The 19,895-nt window shown below is 62.3% G+C and carries 17 protein-coding genes; 12 read left to right on the top strand and 5 right to left on the bottom strand.

Annotated elements, in window-relative coordinates; genetic code table 11:
• The first annotated feature begins 102 nt into the window (after positions 1–102).
• From N554_RS0115355 to N554_RS0115345, 3 genes are read left to right on the top strand one after another with little or no spacing between them, the layout of a single operon-like run.
• The gene (locus N554_RS0115355; RefSeq protein ID WP_029584276.1) at positions 103–2,379 is read left to right on the top strand and encodes an acyl-CoA dehydrogenase; all 2,277 of its coding nucleotides are present in this window, start codon (positions 103–105) and stop codon (positions 2,377–2,379) included.
• A complete protein-coding gene (locus N554_RS0115350; protein ID WP_029584275.1) occupies positions 2,379–3,662 on the top strand; it encodes an acetyl-CoA C-acetyltransferase in 1,284 nt (427 codons plus the stop codon). The genes N554_RS0115355 and N554_RS0115350 overlap by 1 nt, the downstream gene beginning before the upstream one ends.
• 2 nt (positions 3,663–3,664) lie before the next feature.
• On the top strand, positions 3,665–5,761 hold the full coding sequence (locus N554_RS0115345) for a 3-hydroxyacyl-CoA dehydrogenase NAD-binding domain-containing protein (protein ID WP_029584274.1): 2,097 nt from the start codon (positions 3,665–3,667) through the stop codon (positions 5,759–5,761).
• Positions 5,762–5,877: 116 nt separating this feature from the next.
• Here the strand turns inward: N554_RS0115345 and N554_RS42045 are convergent, their stop codons facing one another.
• The gene (locus N554_RS42045; RefSeq protein ID WP_245283619.1) at positions 5,878–6,267 is read right to left on the bottom strand and encodes a LysM peptidoglycan-binding domain-containing protein; all 390 of its coding nucleotides are present in this window, start codon (positions 6,265–6,267) and stop codon (positions 5,878–5,880) included.
• Positions 6,268–6,342: 75 nt separating this feature from the next.
• Here N554_RS42045 and N554_RS42040 point away from each other — a divergent pair, with 75 nt between their 5' ends.
• From N554_RS42040 to N554_RS0115300, 9 genes are all read left to right on the top strand, one after another.
• Positions 6,343–6,699 carry a hypothetical protein gene (locus N554_RS42040; protein ID WP_245283618.1) on the top strand — a complete coding sequence of 119 codons (357 nt, stop codon included), beginning with the start codon at positions 6,343–6,345 and terminating at the stop codon, positions 6,697–6,699.
• Positions 6,700–6,887: 188 nt separating this feature from the next.
• Complete coding sequence (locus tag N554_RS0115335; RefSeq protein ID WP_029584272.1) at positions 6,888–7,718, top strand: DeoR/GlpR family DNA-binding transcription regulator; 831 nt, start codon at positions 6,888–6,890, stop codon at positions 7,716–7,718.
• A gap of 250 nt (positions 7,719–7,968) precedes the next feature.
• Positions 7,969–9,513, top strand: coding sequence for a glycerol-3-phosphate dehydrogenase (gene glpD, locus N554_RS0115330; protein WP_029584271.1), 1,545 nt, complete (start codon positions 7,969–7,971; stop codon positions 9,511–9,513).
• On the top strand, positions 9,510–10,589 hold the full coding sequence (locus tag N554_RS0115325; protein WP_029584270.1) for an ABC transporter ATP-binding protein: 1,080 nt from the start codon (positions 9,510–9,512) through the stop codon (positions 10,587–10,589). Before glpD ends, N554_RS0115325 begins: the two co-directional genes overlap by 4 nt.
• A gap of 12 nt (positions 10,590–10,601) precedes the next feature.
• Positions 10,602–11,687, top strand: coding sequence for an ABC transporter ATP-binding protein (locus N554_RS0115320; RefSeq protein ID WP_029584269.1), 1,086 nt, complete (start codon positions 10,602–10,604; stop codon positions 11,685–11,687).
• Positions 11,687–12,592 carry a carbohydrate ABC transporter permease gene (locus tag N554_RS0115315; protein WP_029584268.1) on the top strand — a complete coding sequence of 302 codons (906 nt, stop codon included), beginning with the start codon at positions 11,687–11,689 and terminating at the stop codon, positions 12,590–12,592. Before N554_RS0115320 ends, N554_RS0115315 begins: the two co-directional genes overlap by 1 nt.
• On the top strand, positions 12,592–13,398 hold the full coding sequence (locus N554_RS0115310; protein ID WP_029584267.1) for a carbohydrate ABC transporter permease: 807 nt from the start codon (positions 12,592–12,594) through the stop codon (positions 13,396–13,398). Before N554_RS0115315 ends, N554_RS0115310 begins: the two co-directional genes overlap by 1 nt.
• 213 nt (positions 13,399–13,611) lie before the next feature.
• Complete coding sequence (locus N554_RS0115305) at positions 13,612–13,938, top strand: DUF2160 domain-containing protein (RefSeq protein ID WP_029584266.1); 327 nt, start codon at positions 13,612–13,614, stop codon at positions 13,936–13,938.
• 71 nt (positions 13,939–14,009) lie between these two features.
• On the top strand, positions 14,010–15,800 hold the full coding sequence (locus N554_RS0115300) for an ABC transporter substrate-binding protein (protein ID WP_029584265.1): 1,791 nt from the start codon (positions 14,010–14,012) through the stop codon (positions 15,798–15,800).
• Positions 15,801–16,076: 276 nt separating this feature from the next.
• Here N554_RS0115300 and N554_RS0115295 read toward each other — a convergent pair whose 3' ends face one another.
• The 4 genes from N554_RS0115295 to N554_RS0115280 form a co-directional block, all read right to left on the bottom strand.
• Positions 16,077–17,177, bottom strand: coding sequence for an alkene reductase (locus N554_RS0115295; RefSeq protein WP_029584264.1), 1,101 nt, complete (start codon positions 17,175–17,177; stop codon positions 16,077–16,079).
• A gap of 87 nt (positions 17,178–17,264) precedes the next feature.
• Complete coding sequence (locus N554_RS0115290; protein ID WP_197033592.1) at positions 17,265–17,453, bottom strand: hypothetical protein; 189 nt, start codon at positions 17,451–17,453, stop codon at positions 17,265–17,267.
• A gap of 242 nt (positions 17,454–17,695) precedes the next feature.
• Entirely contained in the window at positions 17,696–18,199 is a 504-nt protein-coding gene (locus tag N554_RS0115285) for a DUF1993 domain-containing protein (protein WP_029584262.1), read from the bottom strand.
• Positions 18,200–18,478: 279 nt separating this feature from the next.
• Complete coding sequence (locus tag N554_RS0115280) at positions 18,479–19,822, bottom strand: lytic murein transglycosylase (protein ID WP_029584261.1); 1,344 nt, start codon at positions 19,820–19,822, stop codon at positions 18,479–18,481.
• Between the last annotated feature and the right edge of the window lie 73 nt (positions 19,823–19,895).

Below are 19,895 nucleotides of genomic sequence, written 5' to 3'. Positions count from 1 at the left end.
TCAATGCGAAGTGTCGCCTGAATCTCACGCTTTCCGTTACAATGAATAGTCTTTTGACATACTCAGGGGACGCGCCGCTGCAGCCATAATGAGGACATTGCCATGACCCCTCAGGCCTTTCGCCGCGATATCATCACCAAGCCGATCTTCTCCTGGGCGCGCACCGTGTTGCCGCCAATGTCGGATACCGAACGCGAGGCGCTGGAGGCCGGCGATATCTGGTGGGACGCCGACCTCTTCACCGGCAATCCCGACTGGTCGAAGCTGATCGCCACCGCGCCGGCGACGCTGACGGCGGAGGAGCAGGCGTTTCTCAATGGCCCGGTCGATGGGCTCTGCGCGATGCTCGACGACTGGAAGATCAATTGGGAATTGCGCGATCTGCCGGGCGAGGTCTGGGATTTCATCAAGCGCGAAAAATTCTTCGGCATGATCATTCCCAAGGAATACGGTGGGCTCGGATTCTCGCCCTATGCGCATTCGGAAGTGGTGCGGAAGCTTTCGTCGCGCTCGATCACTGCCGCCGTGACCGTGATGGTGCCGAACTCGCTCGGCCCCGGCGAACTCTTGATGCGCTTTGGCACCAAGGATCAGCAGCAGCGATGGCTGCCGCGGCTTGCCGACGGACGCGAGATCCCCTGCTTCGGATTGACCAGTCCGGAGGCCGGCTCCGATGCCGCGTCGATGATCGACAGCGGCGTCATCTGCAAAGACAATTTCGAGGGTCGCGAGGTGCTCGGCCTGCGTCTCAACTGGCACAAGCGCTACATCACGCTCGGCCCGGTCGCGACGCTGCTTGGGCTTGCCTTCAAGGCCTATGACCCGGATCATCTGGCCGGTCCGAAGGAAGAACTCGGTATTACCGTCGCGCTGATCCCGACCCATCTGCCCGGCGTCGAGATCGGCCACCGTCACCTGCCGGCGATGCAGGCGTTTCAGAACGGCCCGAACCGGGGCCGCGACGTGTTCATCCCGATGGACTACATCATCGGCGGGCAGCAGCGTCTCGGCCAGGGCTGGAAGATGCTGATGACGGCGCTGGCCGCCGGGCGCGGTATTTCGCTGCCGTCATTGTCCGCCGCCGGCGCGGCTTACGCGGCGCGCACCACCGGCGCCTACGCCCGCATTCGCGAACAGTTCAATGTGCCCATTGGAAAATTCGAGGGCATCGAGGAGCCGCTCGCCCGCATTGCCGGCACCGCCTATCTGCTCGATGCGGCGCGGCGCTTGACTTGCGCCGCGCTCAATCAGGGTCACCATCCCGCGGTGATTTCCGGCATCATGAAGCTGCACGCCACCGAGCGGATGCGCGTTGCCATCGATGACGCGATGGACATCCATGGCGGCAAGGCCGTCATCGACGGGCCGCAGAATTACATGGGCGCGCTTTATCGTTCGGTGCCGGTCGGCATCACCGTCGAGGGCGCCAACATTCTCACCCGCAACCTGATCGTGTTTGGCCAAGGCGCGATCCGCGCGCATCCCTACCTCCTGGAAGAGATGAACGCGCTTGGCGAGGAGGACCGCGCCAGGGGACTAGACGCCTTCGACAAGGCGCTCTGGAAGCATATCGGTCACAGCGTAGCGACGCTGTTCCGGGCCTGGGGCCGGAGCTGGAGCGGCGGCGCGTTTGCGCCAGCGCCTGACGCGGCAGAGGCGACGCGGTTTTATCGTCAGCTGTCACGCTACTCCTCGGCATTCGCGCTATGCGCCGACATGGCGCTGCTCACGCTCGGCGGCGCGCTGAAACGCAAGGAAATGCTGTCGGCGCGGTTCGGCGATATTCTCTCGGAATTGTATCTGTTGTCCGCGGCGCTGAAGCGCTGGCAGGACGAGGGCCGGCAAAGTGCGGATTTTGCCGCGCTGGAATGGTGCATGGCGAGCGGCTTCAAGACCATCGAAAACCGCTTCGCGGAAATCTTCGCGAATTTGCCCAACCGGTTCGTCGCCCTCGTGCTGAAATTCCTGATCCAGCCGCTCGGCGCGCGCGTGCTCGGCCCCTCGGATCGTGTGATCCATCAATGCGCGCAGCTTGTGCTGGAGCCGTCGGCGGCGCGCGACCGCCTGACGCCGGACCTGTCGCATGTCGATGACGACCGCGGCGTGGCGCGGCTGGAAAAGGCGTTTGTTCTGGTCACCGGCGCGGAGGATATCGCCAAGAGAATGCGCGCCGTCCACATTCGCGACTGGCATGAGGCCGTGAAGCGGGGGGTCATTACGCAAGCCGAGGGCGATCAGCTTGCAGCCGCGCATGAAGCGGTCGCAAAGGTGATCGAAGTCGACGACTTCGCGCCGGGCGCATTGTCGCCGATCTACAAAAAGCCGGCTGAAGTGCATCAATTCTTCCAGGAGCTTGGTGAAACGAGAGCAGTGAGCTGATGACGCGACCGGTTTTCATCATCGACGGCAGTCGGACGCCGTTTTTGAAAGCGCGTAGCGGGCCCGGCCCGTTCACCCCGGTCGATCTCGCCGTGCAGTGCGGCCGGCCGTTGCTGGCGCGGCAGCCGTTCGCGCCCACCGCCTTCGATCAAGTGATCCTCGGCTGCGTCAATGTCATTGCCGATGAGATGAATCCGGCCCGTGTCGCCGCGCTGCGGCTCGGCATGGGAGACACGATGGTCGCGTTCACGGTGCAGATCAATTGCGGTTCCGGCATGCAATCGATCGACACGGGTTACCGCTATATCCGCGAAGGCGTTTCGGATTTGATCCTGGCCGGCGGTTCGGAAGCCCTGAGTTACGCGCCGCTGGTCTGGCCGCAGCAGGGCGTGCGCTGGTTCGCAAAGTTTGCCAGTGCCAAGGGAATTCTCCGCAAGCTCGCGGCGCTTGCGGGCGCGCGCCCGGCCTATTTCAAGCCGATCATCGGGCTGGAGCGCGGGCTGACCGATCCAATCACCGAACTCAACATGGGGCAGACGGCCGAAGTGGTCGGCCATTTGTTTGGCATTACGCGCGCGCAGTCCGACGCCTACGCCGCCGAAAGCCACCAGCGGCTTGCCAATGCGCAGGCGCAGGGCTGGCTGAAGGGCGAGGTCGAAACCGCATTCGCGCCCGACGGCAAATTCTACGAGCACGACGACGGCGTACGGTTGGACTCTTCGCCCCGGACACTTGCGAAATTAAAACCGGCGTTCGAGCGGCCCTGGGGCCAGGTCACCGCCGGCAACTCATCGCAGATCACCGACGGCGCCTCCTGGACCATCCTTGCTTCGGAAGACGCGGTCAGAAGGCACGGTTTGACGCCAAAGGCCGTGATCGTCGACAGCCAATGGGCGGCGCTTGATCCCAGCATCATGGGCCTCGGCCCTGTGCTGTCGGCCACCGAACTGTTGAAGCGCAACAAATTGTCGCTGCAGGACGTCGAGACCTGGGAATTGAACGAGGCGTTCGCGACGCAAGTGCTGGGATGCCTCGCGGCCTGGAACGACGAGAAATTCTGCCGCGAAATTCTTGGGCTTGATGGCGCAGCCGGGCAAATCGATCATGCGAAACTCAACGTCGATGGCGGCGCCATCAGCCTCGGGCATCCCGTCGGTTGCAGCGGCAACCGGATCGTGCTGCATCTCGTCAATGCGATGAAGCGATTGGGCACCAGGCGCGGCATTGCCACCGAATGTATCGGCGGCGGGCAGGGCGGCGCCATGTTGATCGAGATGGTGTGACCATGGATAGCCGCATCATGGACGTTCTTGGCGACCGCGTGCTCGAACTCGGGCCGAAGCCGGACGCCTGCGGACCTTATCGCCACTTCAAGCTGACGCGCGATCGCGACGGCATTGCCTGGCTGCTGTTCGATCGGGAGGGCGCCAGCGCCAACACGCTGTCGGCCGACCTTCTCGAGGAATTTGACACGGTACTCGCCGCGCTGGAAAGCCAACGGCCTGCGGGACTTGTCATTCGCTCCGCGAAAAAATCCGGATTCATCGCCGGGGCTGATGTCAGCGAATTTCGCGGCGCGACCGATTCCCGCCGCGTCGAGACGGCGATCGGCCGGGCGCATGCGGTGATCGACCGCCTCGAAACGCTGAGGATTCCGACCGTCGCCGTGATTCACGGCTTCTGCCTCGGCGGCGGCCTCGAGGTCGCGCTCGCCTGCCAGTCGCGCATCGCGATCGACGGTGCGCGCTTTGGTTTTCCGGAAGTGATGCTCGGCCTGCATCCCGGCCTCGGCGGCACCGCGCGATTCACCTGCCTGGTCAATCCGATGCAGGCCATGAGGCTGATGCTCACCGGCAAGACGATCGATGCGCGACGGGCGAAATCGCTTGGGCTGGTCGATGCCGTGACGCAGGAGCGGCATGTTCGCAACGCGGCAAAGGACGCGGTGTTCGGCCGCCTGGAACGCGCCAAGCCCGGTCCGTTGAACGCCATTCTCAATTCCAGTCCCGTTAGGCGCTTTCTCGCCTCGCGAATGCGCGCCGAGGCCGAAAAAGCCGCACCGCATGCGCACTATCCCGCGCCTTATGCCTTGATCGATCTCTGGGAAAAGCACGGCAACGACAAGGCCGCGATGCTGGCAGCCGAAAAGGCCTCGTTCGCCAGTCTGGTGGTGACGCCGACGGCGCAAAACCTGATCCGGGTATTTTTTCTGCGCGAGCAGATGAAGAAACTCGCCGGCGGCGTCAACAAGATCGGTCATGTTCGCGTCATCGGCGCCGGCTCGATGGGCGGGGACATCGCGGCATGGTGTGCCCAGCGCGGCATGCGGGTCACGCTCGCCGACGTCAGGCCGGAGCCGATCGGCGGCGCGATGAAACGCGCCACGGATCTGTTCGGCAAGATCATGCGCAGGCGCACCGACATCCGCGACGCGCTGGATCGGCTGGTACCCGATCTCGACGGCGAAGGCGTGCGCAGCGCCGATCTGATCATCGAAGCGGTGCCGGAAAAGCTGGAGCTGAAACAGAAGGTCTATGCCGAGCTGGAGCCGAAGATGAAGGCGGGCGCGATCCTCGCCACCAACACCTCGAGCATTCCGCTGGAGGACTTGCGCTCGACGCTGCAATCGCCGGGGCGTTTGGTGGGGTTGCACTTCTTCAATCCGGTATCCCGGCTGCAACTCGTCGAGGTCGTCGGCCACGACGGCACCGCTCCGCAATTGTTGAAGGAGGCGCTGGCCTTTGTCGGCGCCATCGATCGCCTGCCGCTGCAGGTCAAGAGTTCGCCGGGCTTTCTCGTCAACCGCGCGCTGACGCCTTACATGCTCGAGGCGATGCTGATGCTGGACGAGAAAATCGACAAGGTCACCATCGACGCGGCGGCGGAGAAATTCGGCATGCCGATAGGCCCGATCGAACTCGCCGATCGGGTCGGCCTCGATATTTGTCTTGATGTCGGCGATATGCTGCGTGCGAAATTCGGCAATCTGCTGCCGCCGACGCCGGCATGGCTGCGCGACAAGGTCGCGAGGGCCGAATTCGGCCGCAAGACCAGGAAGGGCTTTTATGTCTGGAAAGAGGGCGAGCCCGACAAGACGCCCGGCCCGCCCGCAACAGTGCAGCCTACGGAGGAAATGGTCGACCGATTGATCTTGCCGATGTCGAACGTCTGTGTCGCGTGTCTGCGCGAGGGCATTGTCGACAATGCCGACGTGGTCGATGGCGCGATGATCTTCGGCACCGGCTATGCGCCGTTCCGCGGCGGTCCGCTGAACTATGCGCGAAGCCGCGGGCCGGAAAACGTGGTGTCGACGCTGCGCGGGCTCGAGGCGAAGTTCGGCAGCCGGTTCGCGCCGGACGCGGGCTGGGATAGCTTCAAATAGCGACTTTCAACCCGAGCCCTCGACGTGACCGACACGGAAGTCCGTTCACGGCCCGACGAATGCGGAAACCGCTCCGCGTCCTACCGCCAGCGACATCGTAGAATTGCCGCCGCTTTTCAGCGCGCGTTCATAGGAAGGACAAAGATCTGGCCGGGATAAATACGATTTGGATTTCGGATCTGTTCTCGGTTCGCTTTGTAAACGATGGCATATCGCATGCCCGCGCCGTAAGTGATGTGGCTGATGCGCCAGAGGCTGTCGCCACGCGATACGACCCTGGTCGTGACCTTGGGCGCGTCAACGGCGGACGACGAGCCTCCATCTGACGGAGGGGTGGCGGCAGTCGCGTGCGGCGGCTGTCGGTTTGCCACCGCCGTCTCCGGAACATTGAACGGCACCTCGGCGCGCGATTGGACCGCGCCGGAGTTGGGCTCCACCTCGTCTAACGCGACCACCACGCTCTGTTTGGAGGTTTCCTGCCTGCCGTCCGGCTGTCTGGACCTCAACGTCAGCTCGTAGTTTCCACGGGGAAGCCGGGGAGGGACCATCACGAATTGTCCAGATTGATCTGCGACCTCTCGATGATGGTGTTCGCCATTGCGCAGCAATTCCACGACCGCCCCTGGCCGAGCCCTGCCGGCGATGACCGCGTCACCCGTTCGCTCAATGCGGGCAATGTCAAAGACGGGCACGGACTCATCCGCTACCGCCGAGCCGGGCGATCCGGCAAGTGCAGTTCCCACGGCGTTGGCTTCGGCTTCTGCCGTTGCGAGCGCGGCCGAGCCCTCGTCTCGAGCGCCCAATGCAGGCGGCGCGGCGACCGCGGCTTTCGTTTCGACCGGCGGCTCGCGCTGTATGTGCGCGATGCCGAAGACGACTGCTGCACAAGATGCCGCAACAAGCGCCAGAGACGGCAGGACTATTCGTCCTATCGATGAAGCGGGCATTGTCCGAGACCCCAGCCAAGATCGTTGGCTCGTCAGCTCCCGATTGACATTGCGCCGATTTGTTCCGGTCATCAAGTCCGCTAACCGGCCTGTTCCATCCGCCTTTGAAGCCGATTTGCCTTGTTGACCGGATGCCGGAACGGCCGCACCATAAGGCCCTCTTTGTCTGAGGTGCCATCGTGACCGGACTAACTCACCGCCAAAATGAAATCCTCAATATCGCCCGCGCCTTTGGCCGGGTGATGGTGGAGGATCTCGCCCGGCGTTTCGAGGTTTCCGCCCAGACCATCCGCAAGGATCTCAACGACCTGTGCGATCACAGGTCGTTGACCCGGATTCATGGCGGCGCCATCATTGCCTCCGGCGTCGAGAACCTCGCCTATGAAGCGCGCCGGTTCGTCGCCGCCGAGGAGAAGAAAGCCATCGGCGCGGCCGCGGCGCAGCAGATTCCCAACGGCTGCTCGCTTTTCATCAACATCGGCACCACCACCGAAGAGGTCGCAAGCGCGCTGACCTCGCATGAGGACCTGTTGGTCATCACCAATAATCTCAATGTGGCGATGCTGCTTTACAGACATCCGCGGATCGAGGTGATCGTGGCCGGCGGCGCGGTGCGCCGTGCTGACGGCGCCGTCATCGGCTCGACCGCGATCAGCCTGATCGGCCAGTTCAAGGTCGATTACGCCATCATCGGCGCCTCGGCGATCGACGAGGAGGGCGCGCTGTTGGATTTCGACTATCGCGAGGTTCAAGCGGCGCAGGCAATCATCGCCAATGCGCGCAGCGTCATGCTGGTAGCGGACTCGACGAAACTGCGCCGCAGCGCGCCGGTTCGCATCGCCCATATCAGCCAGATCCAGACCTTTGTCACCGACGCGGCGCTGCCGGCGGGGCTAGCCAGCATCTGCCATCACCGCGGCATCGAGGTGATCGAGGCGATGGAAAAGCCCGCATCCGACCTCGACGAAACGGGCACCGAGCCTTCTTCGACCGTCACCCGCCTGCGCTGAAGCGACTTCCGCCAGGGTCTGCCGCGTCCATGGCCTGATGGTTCGAGACGCACGGCGTTACCGCGCTCCTCGCCATGAGGACCTAAGACCTCCGGAGTCCAACACCTCATCATGAGGAGCGCGCTCTTGCGCGCGTCTCGAAGGATGTTGGTTTCCCGTTTTCACTTGCTTTCGCTTTTCGTTGTGATTTAATTGAAACCGAAAGCCAAATCGCCGAAAGCGAACGAGCGATCGCTGGGGAAAGCGTCTGTTGGATCGGATTTACGACCTCGCTATCATCGGAGGCGGCGTCAATGGCTGCGGCATCGCCCGCGATGCGGCTGGCCGAGGCAATTCTGTTTTTCTTTGTGAAATGAATGATTTGGCGAGCGGGACGTCGTCCTGGTCGACCAAGCTGGTGCACGGCGGCCTGCGCTATCTGGAATATTATGAGTTCCGGCTGGTTCGCGAGGCGCTGATCGAGCGCGAAATCCTCTGGCAGATCGCGCCCCATATCATCCGCCCCCTTCGTTTCGTTTTGCCGCACCACGCAGGATTGCGCCCGGCCTGGCTGCTGCGCCTCGGCTTGTTCCTGTACGACCATATCGGCGGCCGGCACCTGCTGCCGCCCACGCGCTCGGTCGATTTGTCGCGGGACGAGGTCGGTCAGCCGCTCATTCCCAACCGCTATACAAGAGGCTTCGAATATTCGGACTGCTTCGTCGATGACGCTCGCCTGGTGGTTCTCACCGCGCGGGACGCGGCGGATCGCGGCGCCGAAATCCGCACCCGTTCACGCGCGGTCGAGATCAGGCAGGAGAATCAAATCTGGCAGGTCACGGTCGAAGACACATCGAGCGGCGAGCGCCGTACCATCAGCGCGCGTGCGCTGGTCAACGCCGGCGGGCCGTGGGTCGAGGATGTGCTGGCGGCGGGCGCGGGCGTCAACGCCAAAGCCAAGGTGCGGCTGGTGCAGGGTTCCCACATCGTCGTGCGAAAACTCTACGCGCACGACCGTGCCTACATGTTTCAGAACAGCGACGGCCGCATCGTGTTCGTGATTCCCTATCAGGACGATTTCACGCTGATCGGCACCACGGATCGCGATTTTGATGGCGACCCGGCCAAGGTGAAAGCTTCGACCGAAGAGATAAAATATCTTTGCGATTCCGTCAGCGAATATCTCGCAAAGCCGGTCACGCCCGAAGACGTGGTCTGGACCTATGCCGGCGTTCGTCCGCTCTATGACGACGGCGCCAGCGAAGCCAAGGCCGCGACCCGCGACTATGTGTTCGAACTCGACATCCCCGGCGGGGCTCCGCTGCTGTCGATTTACGGCGGCAAGATCACGACCTATCGCCGCCTCGCCGAGGAGGCGCTCGAACGGCTTTCGCCTTATCTGCGCAGCGCCAAGGCGCGCGAAGGCTGGACCGCAAAATCGCCGTTGCCCGGCGGCGACCTCGACGTTTCCGCGATTGCGGCGCTGACGGCGGAACTGATGCGCAACTATCCGTTTCTATCCGCCGCGCACGCCAACCGGCTGGCGCACGCCTACGGCACCCGCGCCAGCAAGCTGCTCGGCAATGCGAAATCCCTCGGCGATCTCGGCCAGTCCTTCGGCGCCACCTTGACGGAGGCCGAAGTCAGGTACCTGATGTCGTGGGAGTGGGCCTGCACCGCCGACGACATCGTGTGGCGGCGATCCAAGCTTGGGTTGCGACTGTCGGCCAGTGAAATTGCCGCTATCGACGACTGGATTGCTGCCCATCGTGTCCCGCTTGAAAGTCCCTTGCGCGAAGCAGGAGGGCGGACATGAGCGTTACGCTCGAAAACGTCACGCGCGCCGTCGATGGTATCCCGACCATTCGCGGCGTCTCGCTGACGCTGGAGCGCGGCACCTTGAGCGTGCTGCTGGGCCCAACCCTGTCGGGCAAGACCTCGATCATGCGGCTGCTCGCCGGTCTCGACAAGCCGACAACCGGCCGCGTCCTTGTCGACGGCAAGGATGTCACCGGCGTCGACGTGCGGCAGCGTTCGGTGGCGATGGTCTACCAGCAGTTCATCAACTACCCCTCTCTCACCGTCTATGAGAACATCGCTTCGCCGCTGCGGGTGCAGGGTAAACCGCGTGCGGAAATCGAGAAGCGCGTGCAGGAGGCCGCAAAGCTCCTGAGGCTGGAGCCATATTTGAATCGCACGCCGCTGCAATTGTCCGGCGGCCAGCAGCAGCGCACGGCGATTGCGCGCGCGCTGGTGAAGGGCGCCGATCTGGTGCTGCTGGATGAGCCGCTCGCCAATCTCGACTACAAGCTGCGCGAGGAATTGCGCACCGAACTGCCGCGCATCTTTGAGGCATCCGGCGCGATCTTCGTCTACGCGACGACGGAGCCTTCCGAAGCGTTGCTGCTTGGCGGCCGTACCGTCTGCATGTGGGAGGGCAAGGTCCTGCAGGCCGGCGCGACCCCGAAGGTCTACCGCCATCCCGAAACCCTGCGCGTCGCCCAGGTATTTTCCGATCCGCCGCTCAATATCGTCTTGATCGAAAAAACCAACGGCTCGGTCCAGTATGCCGGCGGCGTGAAGGCGCCGGCTACCGGCCTCTACGCCAACCTCGGCGACGGCGCCTACCGGGTCGGCTTTCGCGCCCATCAGCTCGAGGTCGCCAGGGGAATTGCCGGCCGCCACGCGTTTCAGGCCACCGTGACTGTCACCGAAATCACCGGTTCGGAAAGCTTCGTGCATCTCAATCGCGATGCTTCGAACTGGGTCGCCGTGCTGCACGGCGTGCACGAATACCCGCCCGGCCACGTGCTCGATGCCGTGCTCGATCCGAATAATGTCTTTGTGTTCGACGCGGCCGGCCGCCTGGTCGCCGCACCGGGCGCGATGTGAGGGACATGCAGCATGGCCCGCATTGACCTCGTCGATCTCGCGCATTCTTACAGCGGCAATGCCGCCGATCCCGAATCCTTTGCGCTGAAGCCGATCTCGATGACCTGGCGGCAGGGCGGCGCTTATGCGCTGCTCGGGCCTTCGGGTTGCGGCAAGACCACCTTGCTCAATCTGATCTCGGGTATCGTCACGCCGTCGCGCGGCAAGATCCTGTTCGACGGCGTCGATATCACACCGCTGTCGACCCAGAAGCGCAATATCGCGCAGGTGTTCCAGTTTCCGGTGATCTACGACACCATGACGGTCGGACAGAACCTGGCATTTCCGCTGAAGAATCGCGGCGTGCCGAAGCCTGAGATCGACGCGCGGGTCGCGGAGATCGCGCGTCTGCTCGACCTGACGCCGCATCTTGGGCGCAAGGCGACGCGGCTGACCGCCGACGCCAAGCAGAAAATCTCGCTCGGCCGGGGACTGGTCCGATCCGATGTAGCCGCGGTGCTGTTCGATGAACCGCTGACGGTGATCGACCCGGAGCTGAAATGGCAATTGAGGTCGAAGCTCAAGGCGCTGCATCGCGCTCTCGACCTCACGATGATCTATGTCACGCATGACCAGACCGAGGCGTTGACATTCGCCGACACGGTGGTGGTGATGCATGACGGCCGCGTGGTGCAGAGCGGGACGCCGGCTGAGTTGTTCGATAAGCCGGCACATACCTTTGTCGGTTATTTCATCGGCTCGCCCGGCATGAACATCGTGCCGGCGGTGGTCAGGGGCCGAGAGGCCCTGATCGACGGTCACACCATCGCATTGAACCGGAATTACGACGGCTTGCCGGCTGGCGCTAGAATCGAGATCGGCGTGCGCCCCGAATTCGTCGACGTCGCACAACCCGTCCCGGGCTTGCTGTCGGCGAACATCGAGCGGATCGATGATCTGGGCCGCATCCGCTTCGCGCGGGTGCGAATTGGCGACGCCAAATTTGCGGCGCGGGTGCCGCCGGGATTTTCGGTTCCGGATAATGTCGCCGGCCTGGTCTTCGACCCGTCGCACGTTCACGTCTATGCCGACAGCCGCCTGATCGAGGGATCGGCCTAATGGACAAGACCATCAATCAGAAGGCCTGGTTCCTGGTACTGCCGGTATTTCTGGTGGTGGCGTTCTCGGCCATCCTGCCGCTGATGACGGTCGTGAACTATTCGATGCAGGACACTTTCGGAAACAATCAGTTCTTCTGGAATGGCGTCGGCTGGTTCAAGGAGTTGCTCGATCCGTCGACCGATCTCGGCGAGCGGTTTTTGGCGTCGCTGGGGCGCAACCTGTTCTTCTCCGCGGTGATCCTCGCGATCGAAGTCCCGTTGGGGATCGTGGTCGCGCTTTCGATGCCGCGCGAAGGCTGGCGGGTCGCCGCCTGTCTCGTTATCATGGCGTTGCCGCTGCTCATTCCATGGAACGTGGTCGGGACGATCTGGCAGATCTTCGGGCGGCCCGACATCGGCCTGATGGGCTATGTGCTCAACAGCATCGGGTTGAACTACAACTACGTCTCCAACGAGTTCGACGCCTGGGCCACCGTCATCGTGATGGATGTCTGGCACTGGACCAGCCTCGTCGCGCTGTTGTGCTACGCCGGATTGAAATCGATTCCGGATGCCTATTACCAGGCGGCACAGATCGACGGCGCCTCGCGATGGGCGGTGTTCACCGCGATCCAGTTGCCGAAAATGAATCGCGTGCTGCTGATCGCGGTGCTGTTGCGGTTCATGGACAGCTTCATGATCTACACCGAGCCGTTCGTGGTCACCGGCGGCGGCCCGGGGAACTCGACGACATTCGTTTCCATCGAACTCGTCAAGATCGCGCTCGGACAGTTCGACCTCGGCAAGGCCGCGGCGTTGTCGCTCGTCTACAACCTGATCATCATCATCGTCTGCTGGGTGTTCTACACCGTCATGACCAACGCCGGCGCCGAGCGCCGCCCGGTCGACACGGGAGCCAAATGATGCATTCGATCCCCGGCCGCCGCCTCATTCTCTCGCTGTTTTTGATCTTTTTGCTGCTGCCGATCTACTGGCTGGTCAACATGAGCTTCAAGACCAACTACGAGATCGTCTCGACCATGACGCTGTGGCCGCATCAGCCGACCCTCGCCAACTACATGCGGATCTTCACCGACGAAAGCTGGTACTCCGGCTACATCAATTCACTGAAATATGTGATCATCAACACCATCATCTCGATCTCGGTGGCGCTGCCGGCAGCCTACGCGTTTTCGCGTTATCGCTTCCTCGGCGACAAGCATTTGTTCTTCTGGCTGCTGTCGAACCGGATGGCGCCGGCAGCGGTCTTTGCGCTACCGTTCTTCAATCTCTATTCGGCGATCAACCTGTTCGATACGCCGTGGGCGGTCGCGCTTGCGCATTGCATTTTCAATGTGCCGCTCGCGGTGTGGATTCTCGAAGGCTTTGTCTCGAGCGTTCCGCGCGAGATCGACGAGACCGCTTTTCTCGACGGCTATTCGTTCCCGCGGTTCTTTATCAAGATTCTGGTGCCGTTGATCGCCAGCGGGATCGGCGTCGCGGCGTTCTTCTGCTTCATGTTTTCCTGGGTCGAATTGCTGTTGGCGCGCACGCTGACGTCGGTGGACGCCAAGCCGATTTCGGCCGTGATGACCCGCACCGTCTCCGCGGCCGGAATGGACTGGGGGTTGCTGGCTGCGGCCGGCGTCCTGACCATCATCCCCGGCGCGCTGGTGATCTGGTTTGTCCGCAACTACATCGCGCGCGGCTTCGCGCTCGGCAGGGTCTAGTCCGATGGTGAACCGATTCCGGTTTTGCGAGGCGTTTCAACGAGTCGTCCCTGCGAAAGCAGGGACCCATACGGCGCGAACTCTCAATTCGGCACTGGAGCAGAGGCCTTTTTTCACTTTTGGGGCCAGGGGTTATGGGTCCCTGCCTTCGCAGGGACGACCCGCTGAGAGCGGGCTGCAATCCGCGACGTACGAGCGGAAGGAATAAGTGCCATGGAAAGCATTGCATGGATGGCCTGGACGGCGCCGACCGCGATCTTTTTCGTGCTGCTTGCAATGACTTTGTCGGTCATGACCTGGCTTGCGGTCGCCTATCCGGAAGCCGAACGCGTCGGCATCTTGCGCATTCCAACAACGCGCGGCGATCGCCTGTTCATTTCGCTGATTACGGCCGCCGTCATTCATCTGGTGTGGATAGGGCTGGTCGGCACCGACACGATCGCGGCGCTTCCGATCGGAGAAGGGATTGAATTGTCGAGCCTGTGGCTCGCCACTGTGATTTCGCTTGTTTCGGCCGTTGCAATTTTCCGCACCGTCTGACTCGCGAAGAAGAGCAGATCCGGGGTCAACCCGGGCCTGAATATGTTTGTAGCCGCAACGGAGGAAACAACATGCGACACTTTAGAAGAAGGAACGGTCCTTTGACCAAGAATAGTTTTCTGACCATGAGCAGCGCTGCGGCGCTGATTGCGGCTTCTGTGACGATTGCCGCGCCAGCGTTCGCTGACGATGCGACCGCGCAGAGGTGGATCGATACCGAGTTTCAACCTTCGACCCTGTCCAAGGCCGACCAGTTGAAAGAACTGCAATGGTTCGAGAAGGCGGCTCAGCCATTCAAGGGAATGGAGATCAACGTCGTCTCGGAAACGATCGCGACGCACGAGTATGAAGCCAGGACCCTGGCGAAGGCGTTTAGCGAAATCACCGGCATCAAGCTCAAGCACGACGTCATCCAGGAAGGCGACGTGGTTGAAAAGCTGCAGACCCAGATGCAGTCCGGAAAGAACGTCTATGACGGCTGGATCAACGATTCCGATCTGATCGGCACGCACTTCCGCTATGGACAGACGGTCATCCTGTCCGACTACATGGCCGGCGAAGGCAAGGACGTCACCAACCCTATGCTCGACGTCAACGACTTTATCGGCAAGTCCTTCACGACCGGCCCGGACGGCAAGCTCTATCAGCTTCCCGACCAGCAGTTCGCCAACCTCTATTGGTTCCGCTATGACTGGTTCAGCAACCCCGACTACAAGGCCAGGTTCAAGGCCAAGTATGGCTATGAGCTCGGCGTGCCCGTGAACTGGTCGGCCTATGAAGACATCGCCGAATTCTTCACCAACGACGTCAAGGAGATCAACGGCGTCAAGGTCTATGGCCACATGGACTACGGCAAGAAGGATCCGTCGCTGGGATGGCGTTTCACCGACGCGTGGTTGTCGATGGCCGGCAATGGCGACAAGGGCATCCCGAACGGTCTGCCGGTCGATGAATGGGGCATCCGCATGGAAGGCTGTCGTCCGGTCGGTTCATCCGTCGAGCGCGGCGGCGACACCAACGGTCCGGCGGCGGTCTATTCGATCACCAAATATCTCGAGTGGATGAAGAAGTATGCCCCGCCGCAGGCGCAAGGCATGACCTTCTCAGAGTCGGGACCGGTGCCGGCGCAAGGTGCAATCGCGCAGCAGATCTTCTGGTACACCGCCTTCACCGCCGACATGGTGAAGCCGGGCCCGGTCGTGAATGCGGATGGTACGCCAAAATGGCGTATGGCGCCGTCTCCGCACGGTTCGTACTGGAAGGAAGGCATGAAGCTCGGTTATCAGGACGCCGGCTCCGTGACGCTGCTGAAGTCCACGCCGCCGGATCGCCGCAAGGCAGCCTGGCTTTATCTGCAGTTCATCAACTCCAAGACGGTGAGCCTCAAGAAGAGCCATGTCGGACTGACTTTCACCCGTGAATCCGACATCTGGGACAAGTCGTTCACCGAGCGTGCGCCGAAACTCGGCGGCCTGATCGAGTTCTACCGCTCGCCGGCACGCGTGCAGTGGACACCGACCGGCAACAACGTGCCGGACTATCCGAAGCTTGCTCAATTGTGGTGGCAGAACATCGGCGATGCGTCGTCCGGTGCGAAGACGCCGCAGGCGGCGATGGACTCGCTGGCGGCAGCGCAGGACTCGGTGCTGGAGCGCCTCGAGAAATCGGGCGTGCAGGGTGCCTGCGGGCCGAAGCTCAACAAGAAAGAGAAGCCCGAATACTGGTTCGCGAAGGCCGAGAAGGACCGCACCATCGCGCCGCAGCGTAAATTGGCAAACGAAAAGCCGAAGGGCGAAACCATCGACTACGACGCGCTGATCAAGTCGTGGCCGGCAACGCCTCCAAAGCGCGCTTCTAATTGAGGCGGTTGCGACAACAAACGAAGGCCGGGAGCGATCCCGGCCTTTTTCTTATCCGACAGGGCGCCGTTCTGTCCCTGGCTGTCATCGAAGGCGGACGATCCAGTACGCCGCGGCTTCTCGATTCTATCTGACGGCGGCGATTACTGGATACCCGCTTTCGCGGGTATGACAAGTCTATGCGTCATTGCGAGCGAAGCGAAGCAATCCATCGCACCGCGGGAAAGCTGGATTGCTTCGTCGCTGCGCTCCTCGCAATGACGGCTGAGGCGCGTTGGCCTACTGCGCCGCGTCCAGCGCTTCGCCGAGCGCCGGGTAATCCGTATAGCCCTTGGCGCCGCCGCCGTAGAACGTCGCCTTGTCGAACGCATTGAGCGGCGCGCCCGCCTTCAGGCGCTCGACCAGGTCGGGATTGGAGATGAACGGCTTGCCGAACGCGATCAGGTCGGCCGCATCGGCCGCGAGCACTTTTGTCGCGAGTTCGAAATCATAGCCGTTGTTGGCGACATAGGTCCCCTTGAAGCGCTTGCGCAAGGAGCCGTAGTCGAACGGCGCAATGTCGCGCGGGCCGCCGGTGGCACCTTCGATGACGTGGATGTAGACGAGCTTCAACGCGTTGAGACGATCGACGATATAGTCGAACAACGGCTGCGGATTGCTGTCGGAGACGTCGTTGGCCGGCGTCACCGGCGAAATGCGAATGCCGGTCCGCTCTGCGCCCGCTTCCGCGGCCACGACCGCAGCGACTTCGAGCATCAGCTTCGCCCGGTTCTCGATCGAGCCGCCATAGGCGTCGGTGCGCTTGTTGCTGCTGTCCCTGGCGAACTGATCCAGCAGATAGCCATTGGCGCCATGGATTTCGACGCCGTCGAAACCCGCTTCCAGCGCGTTCGCGGTGCCGCGTTTGAAGCTCTCGATAATTCCTGGAATTTCTTCCAGCGTCAGCGCGCGCGGCTCGGAGATATCGGTGAACGTTCCGCCGACGAAGGTCTTGCCTTTGGCGCGCATCGCCGAGGGGGCGACCGGCGCGCCGTTGTTGGGCTGCAGCGAGGTGTGCGAGACCCGTCCAACATGCCAGGTCTGAATGAAGATGCGTCCGCCGCGCTCGTGCACGCGATCCGTGACCTTGCGCCAGCCCGCAACCTGCTCTTTCGAATAGATGCCGGGCGTGTCCTGATAGCCCTGCCCCTGTTGCGAAACCTGGCTCGCCTCGGTGATCAGCAGGCCTGCCGATGCGCGCTGCCCGTAGTATTCGACTGCCAATGGACTGGGCACCATGCCGGCAACCGCGCGATTGCGCGTAAGCGGCGCCATCACAAGCCGATTGGGCAGTGTAATCGGACCAAGCTTGTAGGGCTCAAAGAGTTTGGTCTTGCTCATCTCTTGTTTCCGGAAAAGTTGCTGATGTAACGCAAGTGGGTATTGTTATCAGCACGGCAATGCCGGGAGCTATTCGGATATCGCAGGCTAGCTGCGCACCATGCCTGCCATATGCCCGGCATCGAGGAACAGCGTATGCGCGTTGACGCAGGATGATTCATTCGAAATCAGAAATAGCGCAGCATAAACGACCTCCCAGCCGGCGGCCTGACGGCCGAGCGGCACCGTGACGGCCCGGTCGCTGCGGCGGCGGCGGCTGGCATCGCGGCAAAGCATGATCGCGTCATTGCGAGCCAGGCGAAGCAATCCATGGATGCGGCGGGAAAAGAATGGATTGCTTCGCGGAGCCTGCCATCCGACGCCGCCTTACGCGTCGGCGGGTCATTTTGTCCTTCATCCCGAGGAGCGGCCACTTGGCCGCGTCTCGAAGGATGAGGTCTGTGGCCTCACGGTTCGAGACGGCGCACCGGACAGCGCAAGAGCGCTGCCGGGAGCGCGCCTCCTCACCATGAGGAGAACTAACGCACCCCGAGAAAATCGCGCTTGCCGATTTCCACGCCGTTGTGGCGCAGAATGCCGTGAGCGGTCGCGGCGTGGAAATAGAAATTCGGCAAGGCGAAATTATTGAGGAACTGCTGGCCCTTCAGCGTCATGGTGTTGTTGGGGCCGGCCGGAAAGCTGACGTCGCGGCTCTCGCCGCCGTCGAACTGCGCCGGCTTGAACGCCTTCACATAGTCGATCGTGTTGGCGAGCCGCTGCTTGAGTTCATCGAAGGTCTTTTCAGTGTCCGGGGTGGTCGGCACCTCGCTATTGGTCAGCCGCGCGCAGCCCTTGGCGGCGAAATCGCAAACCAGCTGAATCTGGCGGGTGAACGGCAGCATGTCCGGATAGAGCCGGGCGCCCAGCAGCACGTCGGATTGAATATTCTTGGCCTTACAGTGCGCCTCGGCCTTGCCGAGAATCCCGGAAAGACTATTGAGGATCTGCAGGAACGCCGGAACGGAAGTGTCGTAGAAGGACATGTGATGCTCTTTTCGTTGTGACCGTCGTTGCGAGCCAACGGGTCGGCGCAAGCGCCGCCCAATGACAGGCTCCGCGCAGCAACCAAGCCATATTGCCCGAGGAAAGACAACCAAATTGCTTCGTCGCTTCCGCCTTCGGTCGTTCAGCTACAGCGGACGCGTCGCGTCTCGCGGATGATAGCGAAAGGTCCGCGGCCTTGCTCGCTCCACAATGCCTTCAACCAGTTTTTCCGTCATTGCGAGCGAACGAAGCAATCCCGCTGTTGGCCCGTATGCGTGCTAGCGGACCGCCGACGCTCCGACCGGGAACGGTTGCGCGGCAGGCACGCCGCGCATCCGCGCCAGCAGTTCGGCGGTCGGCCAGGAGTCGGCGGGCAGGCCGTATTTGATCTGCATCGCCTTCACGGCGCTGCGGCTTTGCTGGCCCATGATGCCGTCGACCTTGCCGACATTGAACCCCGCGCGCACCAGCAATTGCTGCAACTCGCGGAGCTCGTTGAACGGCAGCTGCGCGATCTGCGCCGCCGGACGATGCATCGGCGGCGCGCCGGCGATGCGGGTGGCGAGATAGCCGGCAGTGGTCGAATAGATCAGCGAGTTATTCCACTCGGTGTACGCCGCAAAATTCGGATAGGCCAGAAATGCCGGCCCCATGCGGCCCATCGGCAATAGCAGCGACGCCGGCAGATTGTCGTTCGGCAGCGCCCGCCCGTCGGGATAGGTGACGCCGAATTGTGCCCATTTCGAACGCGGATGCTGGATCGTCAGATCGGCCTGGTCCCAGGTAAAACCGGACGCAAGGTTTTGCGGCACGCGCACTTCCTGCAGCCATGGTTCGCCGCGCCGCCATTTAAGTCCGTTGGCGATGTAGTTCGCGGTCGAGCCGATCACGTCCTCCGGGCTGTGCAGGAGATTGCGATGTCCATCACCGTCGTAGTCGACGGCGTAGTTGAAATAATGCGTCGGCAGGAATTGGGTCTGTCCCAGTTCGCCGGCCCACGATCCGACCATCTCGGCCGGCGTGAGATCGCCGCGCTCGGTGATTTTCAGCGCGGCGATGGTCTCTGCCTGAAACATCTGCGACCGGCGGCAGTCATAGGCCAATGAGACCAGCGAGCGCAGGGTCGGCAGGTTGCCCATGTTGGCGCCGAAATCGCTTTCAAGCCCCCAGAACGCTGATATCACCGCCGGCGGCACGCCATACTCCTTCTCGGCGCGCGCAAAGGCCGCGGCATAGGTTTTGATTTTGGCCTGGCCCTGCTGCATGCGGTACGGCGCCGCCATCCGGCCCGCGAACTCGGTAAACACCTGCCCGAACACACGCTGGCCGCGGTCGCGGTTGACGATGCCCTGGTCGTAGACGAGGTAGGGTGATGTTTCTTCTAGTGCCCGCTGCGACACGCCGGCGGCAGCGGCCTGCTGCTTCAGGTCGGCGAGGAAGCGGCCGAACGACATGCCGTTATGGCAGGACGCGCCGCGTTGGACTGGCGCCGCGTTTGGTCTGGTGGGAGCTGCAATCGGTCTCGGTGAAACTGCAGCTGGTTGAGCCGATGCCTGTTGCGGTGCGCACGGAAGCGCCAACAAGACTGCGCCAGGAAAAACGCCGAGAAAAAATCGTGTCATTGAAAACTTCTGCATGCGGTTACCAATTGCGTGCTCGACGAAAAGCGGTGCTTCCTTATCCTCCCCCTCCAAG

Source organism: Bradyrhizobium sp. URHD0069 (assembly GCF_000701345.1).
Classification (GTDB): Bacteria; Pseudomonadota; Alphaproteobacteria; order Rhizobiales; family Xanthobacteraceae; genus Bradyrhizobium.
This window is presented reverse-complemented; position numbering and strand designations above follow the sequence as displayed.

Coding starts and splice junctions, on each gene's coding strand:
- N554_RS0115320 (WP_029584269.1), top strand. CDS start 10,602: ATGGCCCGCATTGACCTCGTCGATCTCGCGCATTCTTACAGCGGCAAT.
- N554_RS0115305 (WP_029584266.1), top strand. CDS start 13,612: ATGGAAAGCATTGCATGGATGGCCTGGACGGCGCCGACCGCGATCTTT.
- N554_RS0115290 (WP_197033592.1), bottom strand. CDS start 17,453: ATGCTTTGCCGCGATGCCAGCCGCCGCCGCCGCAGCGACCGGGCCGTC.
- N554_RS0115350 (WP_029584275.1), top strand. CDS start 2,379: ATGACGCGACCGGTTTTCATCATCGACGGCAGTCGGACGCCGTTTTTG.
- N554_RS0115345 (WP_029584274.1), top strand. CDS start 3,665: ATGGATAGCCGCATCATGGACGTTCTTGGCGACCGCGTGCTCGAACTC.
- N554_RS42040 (WP_245283618.1), top strand. CDS start 6,343: ATGATGGTGTTCGCCATTGCGCAGCAATTCCACGACCGCCCCTGGCCG.
- N554_RS0115285 (WP_029584262.1), bottom strand. CDS start 18,199: ATGTCCTTCTACGACACTTCCGTTCCGGCGTTCCTGCAGATCCTCAAT.
- N554_RS0115325 (WP_029584270.1), top strand. CDS start 9,510: ATGAGCGTTACGCTCGAAAACGTCACGCGCGCCGTCGATGGTATCCCG.
- N554_RS0115280 (WP_029584261.1), bottom strand. CDS start 19,822: ATGACACGATTTTTTCTCGGCGTTTTTCCTGGCGCAGTCTTGTTGGCG.
- N554_RS0115295 (WP_029584264.1), bottom strand. CDS start 17,177: ATGAGCAAGACCAAACTCTTTGAGCCCTACAAGCTTGGTCCGATTACA.
- N554_RS0115315 (WP_029584268.1), top strand. CDS start 11,687: ATGGACAAGACCATCAATCAGAAGGCCTGGTTCCTGGTACTGCCGGTA.
- N554_RS0115355 (WP_029584276.1), top strand. CDS start 103: ATGACCCCTCAGGCCTTTCGCCGCGATATCATCACCAAGCCGATCTTC.
- N554_RS0115310 (WP_029584267.1), top strand. CDS start 12,592: ATGCATTCGATCCCCGGCCGCCGCCTCATTCTCTCGCTGTTTTTGATC.
- N554_RS0115300 (WP_029584265.1), top strand. CDS start 14,010: ATGCGACACTTTAGAAGAAGGAACGGTCCTTTGACCAAGAATAGTTTT.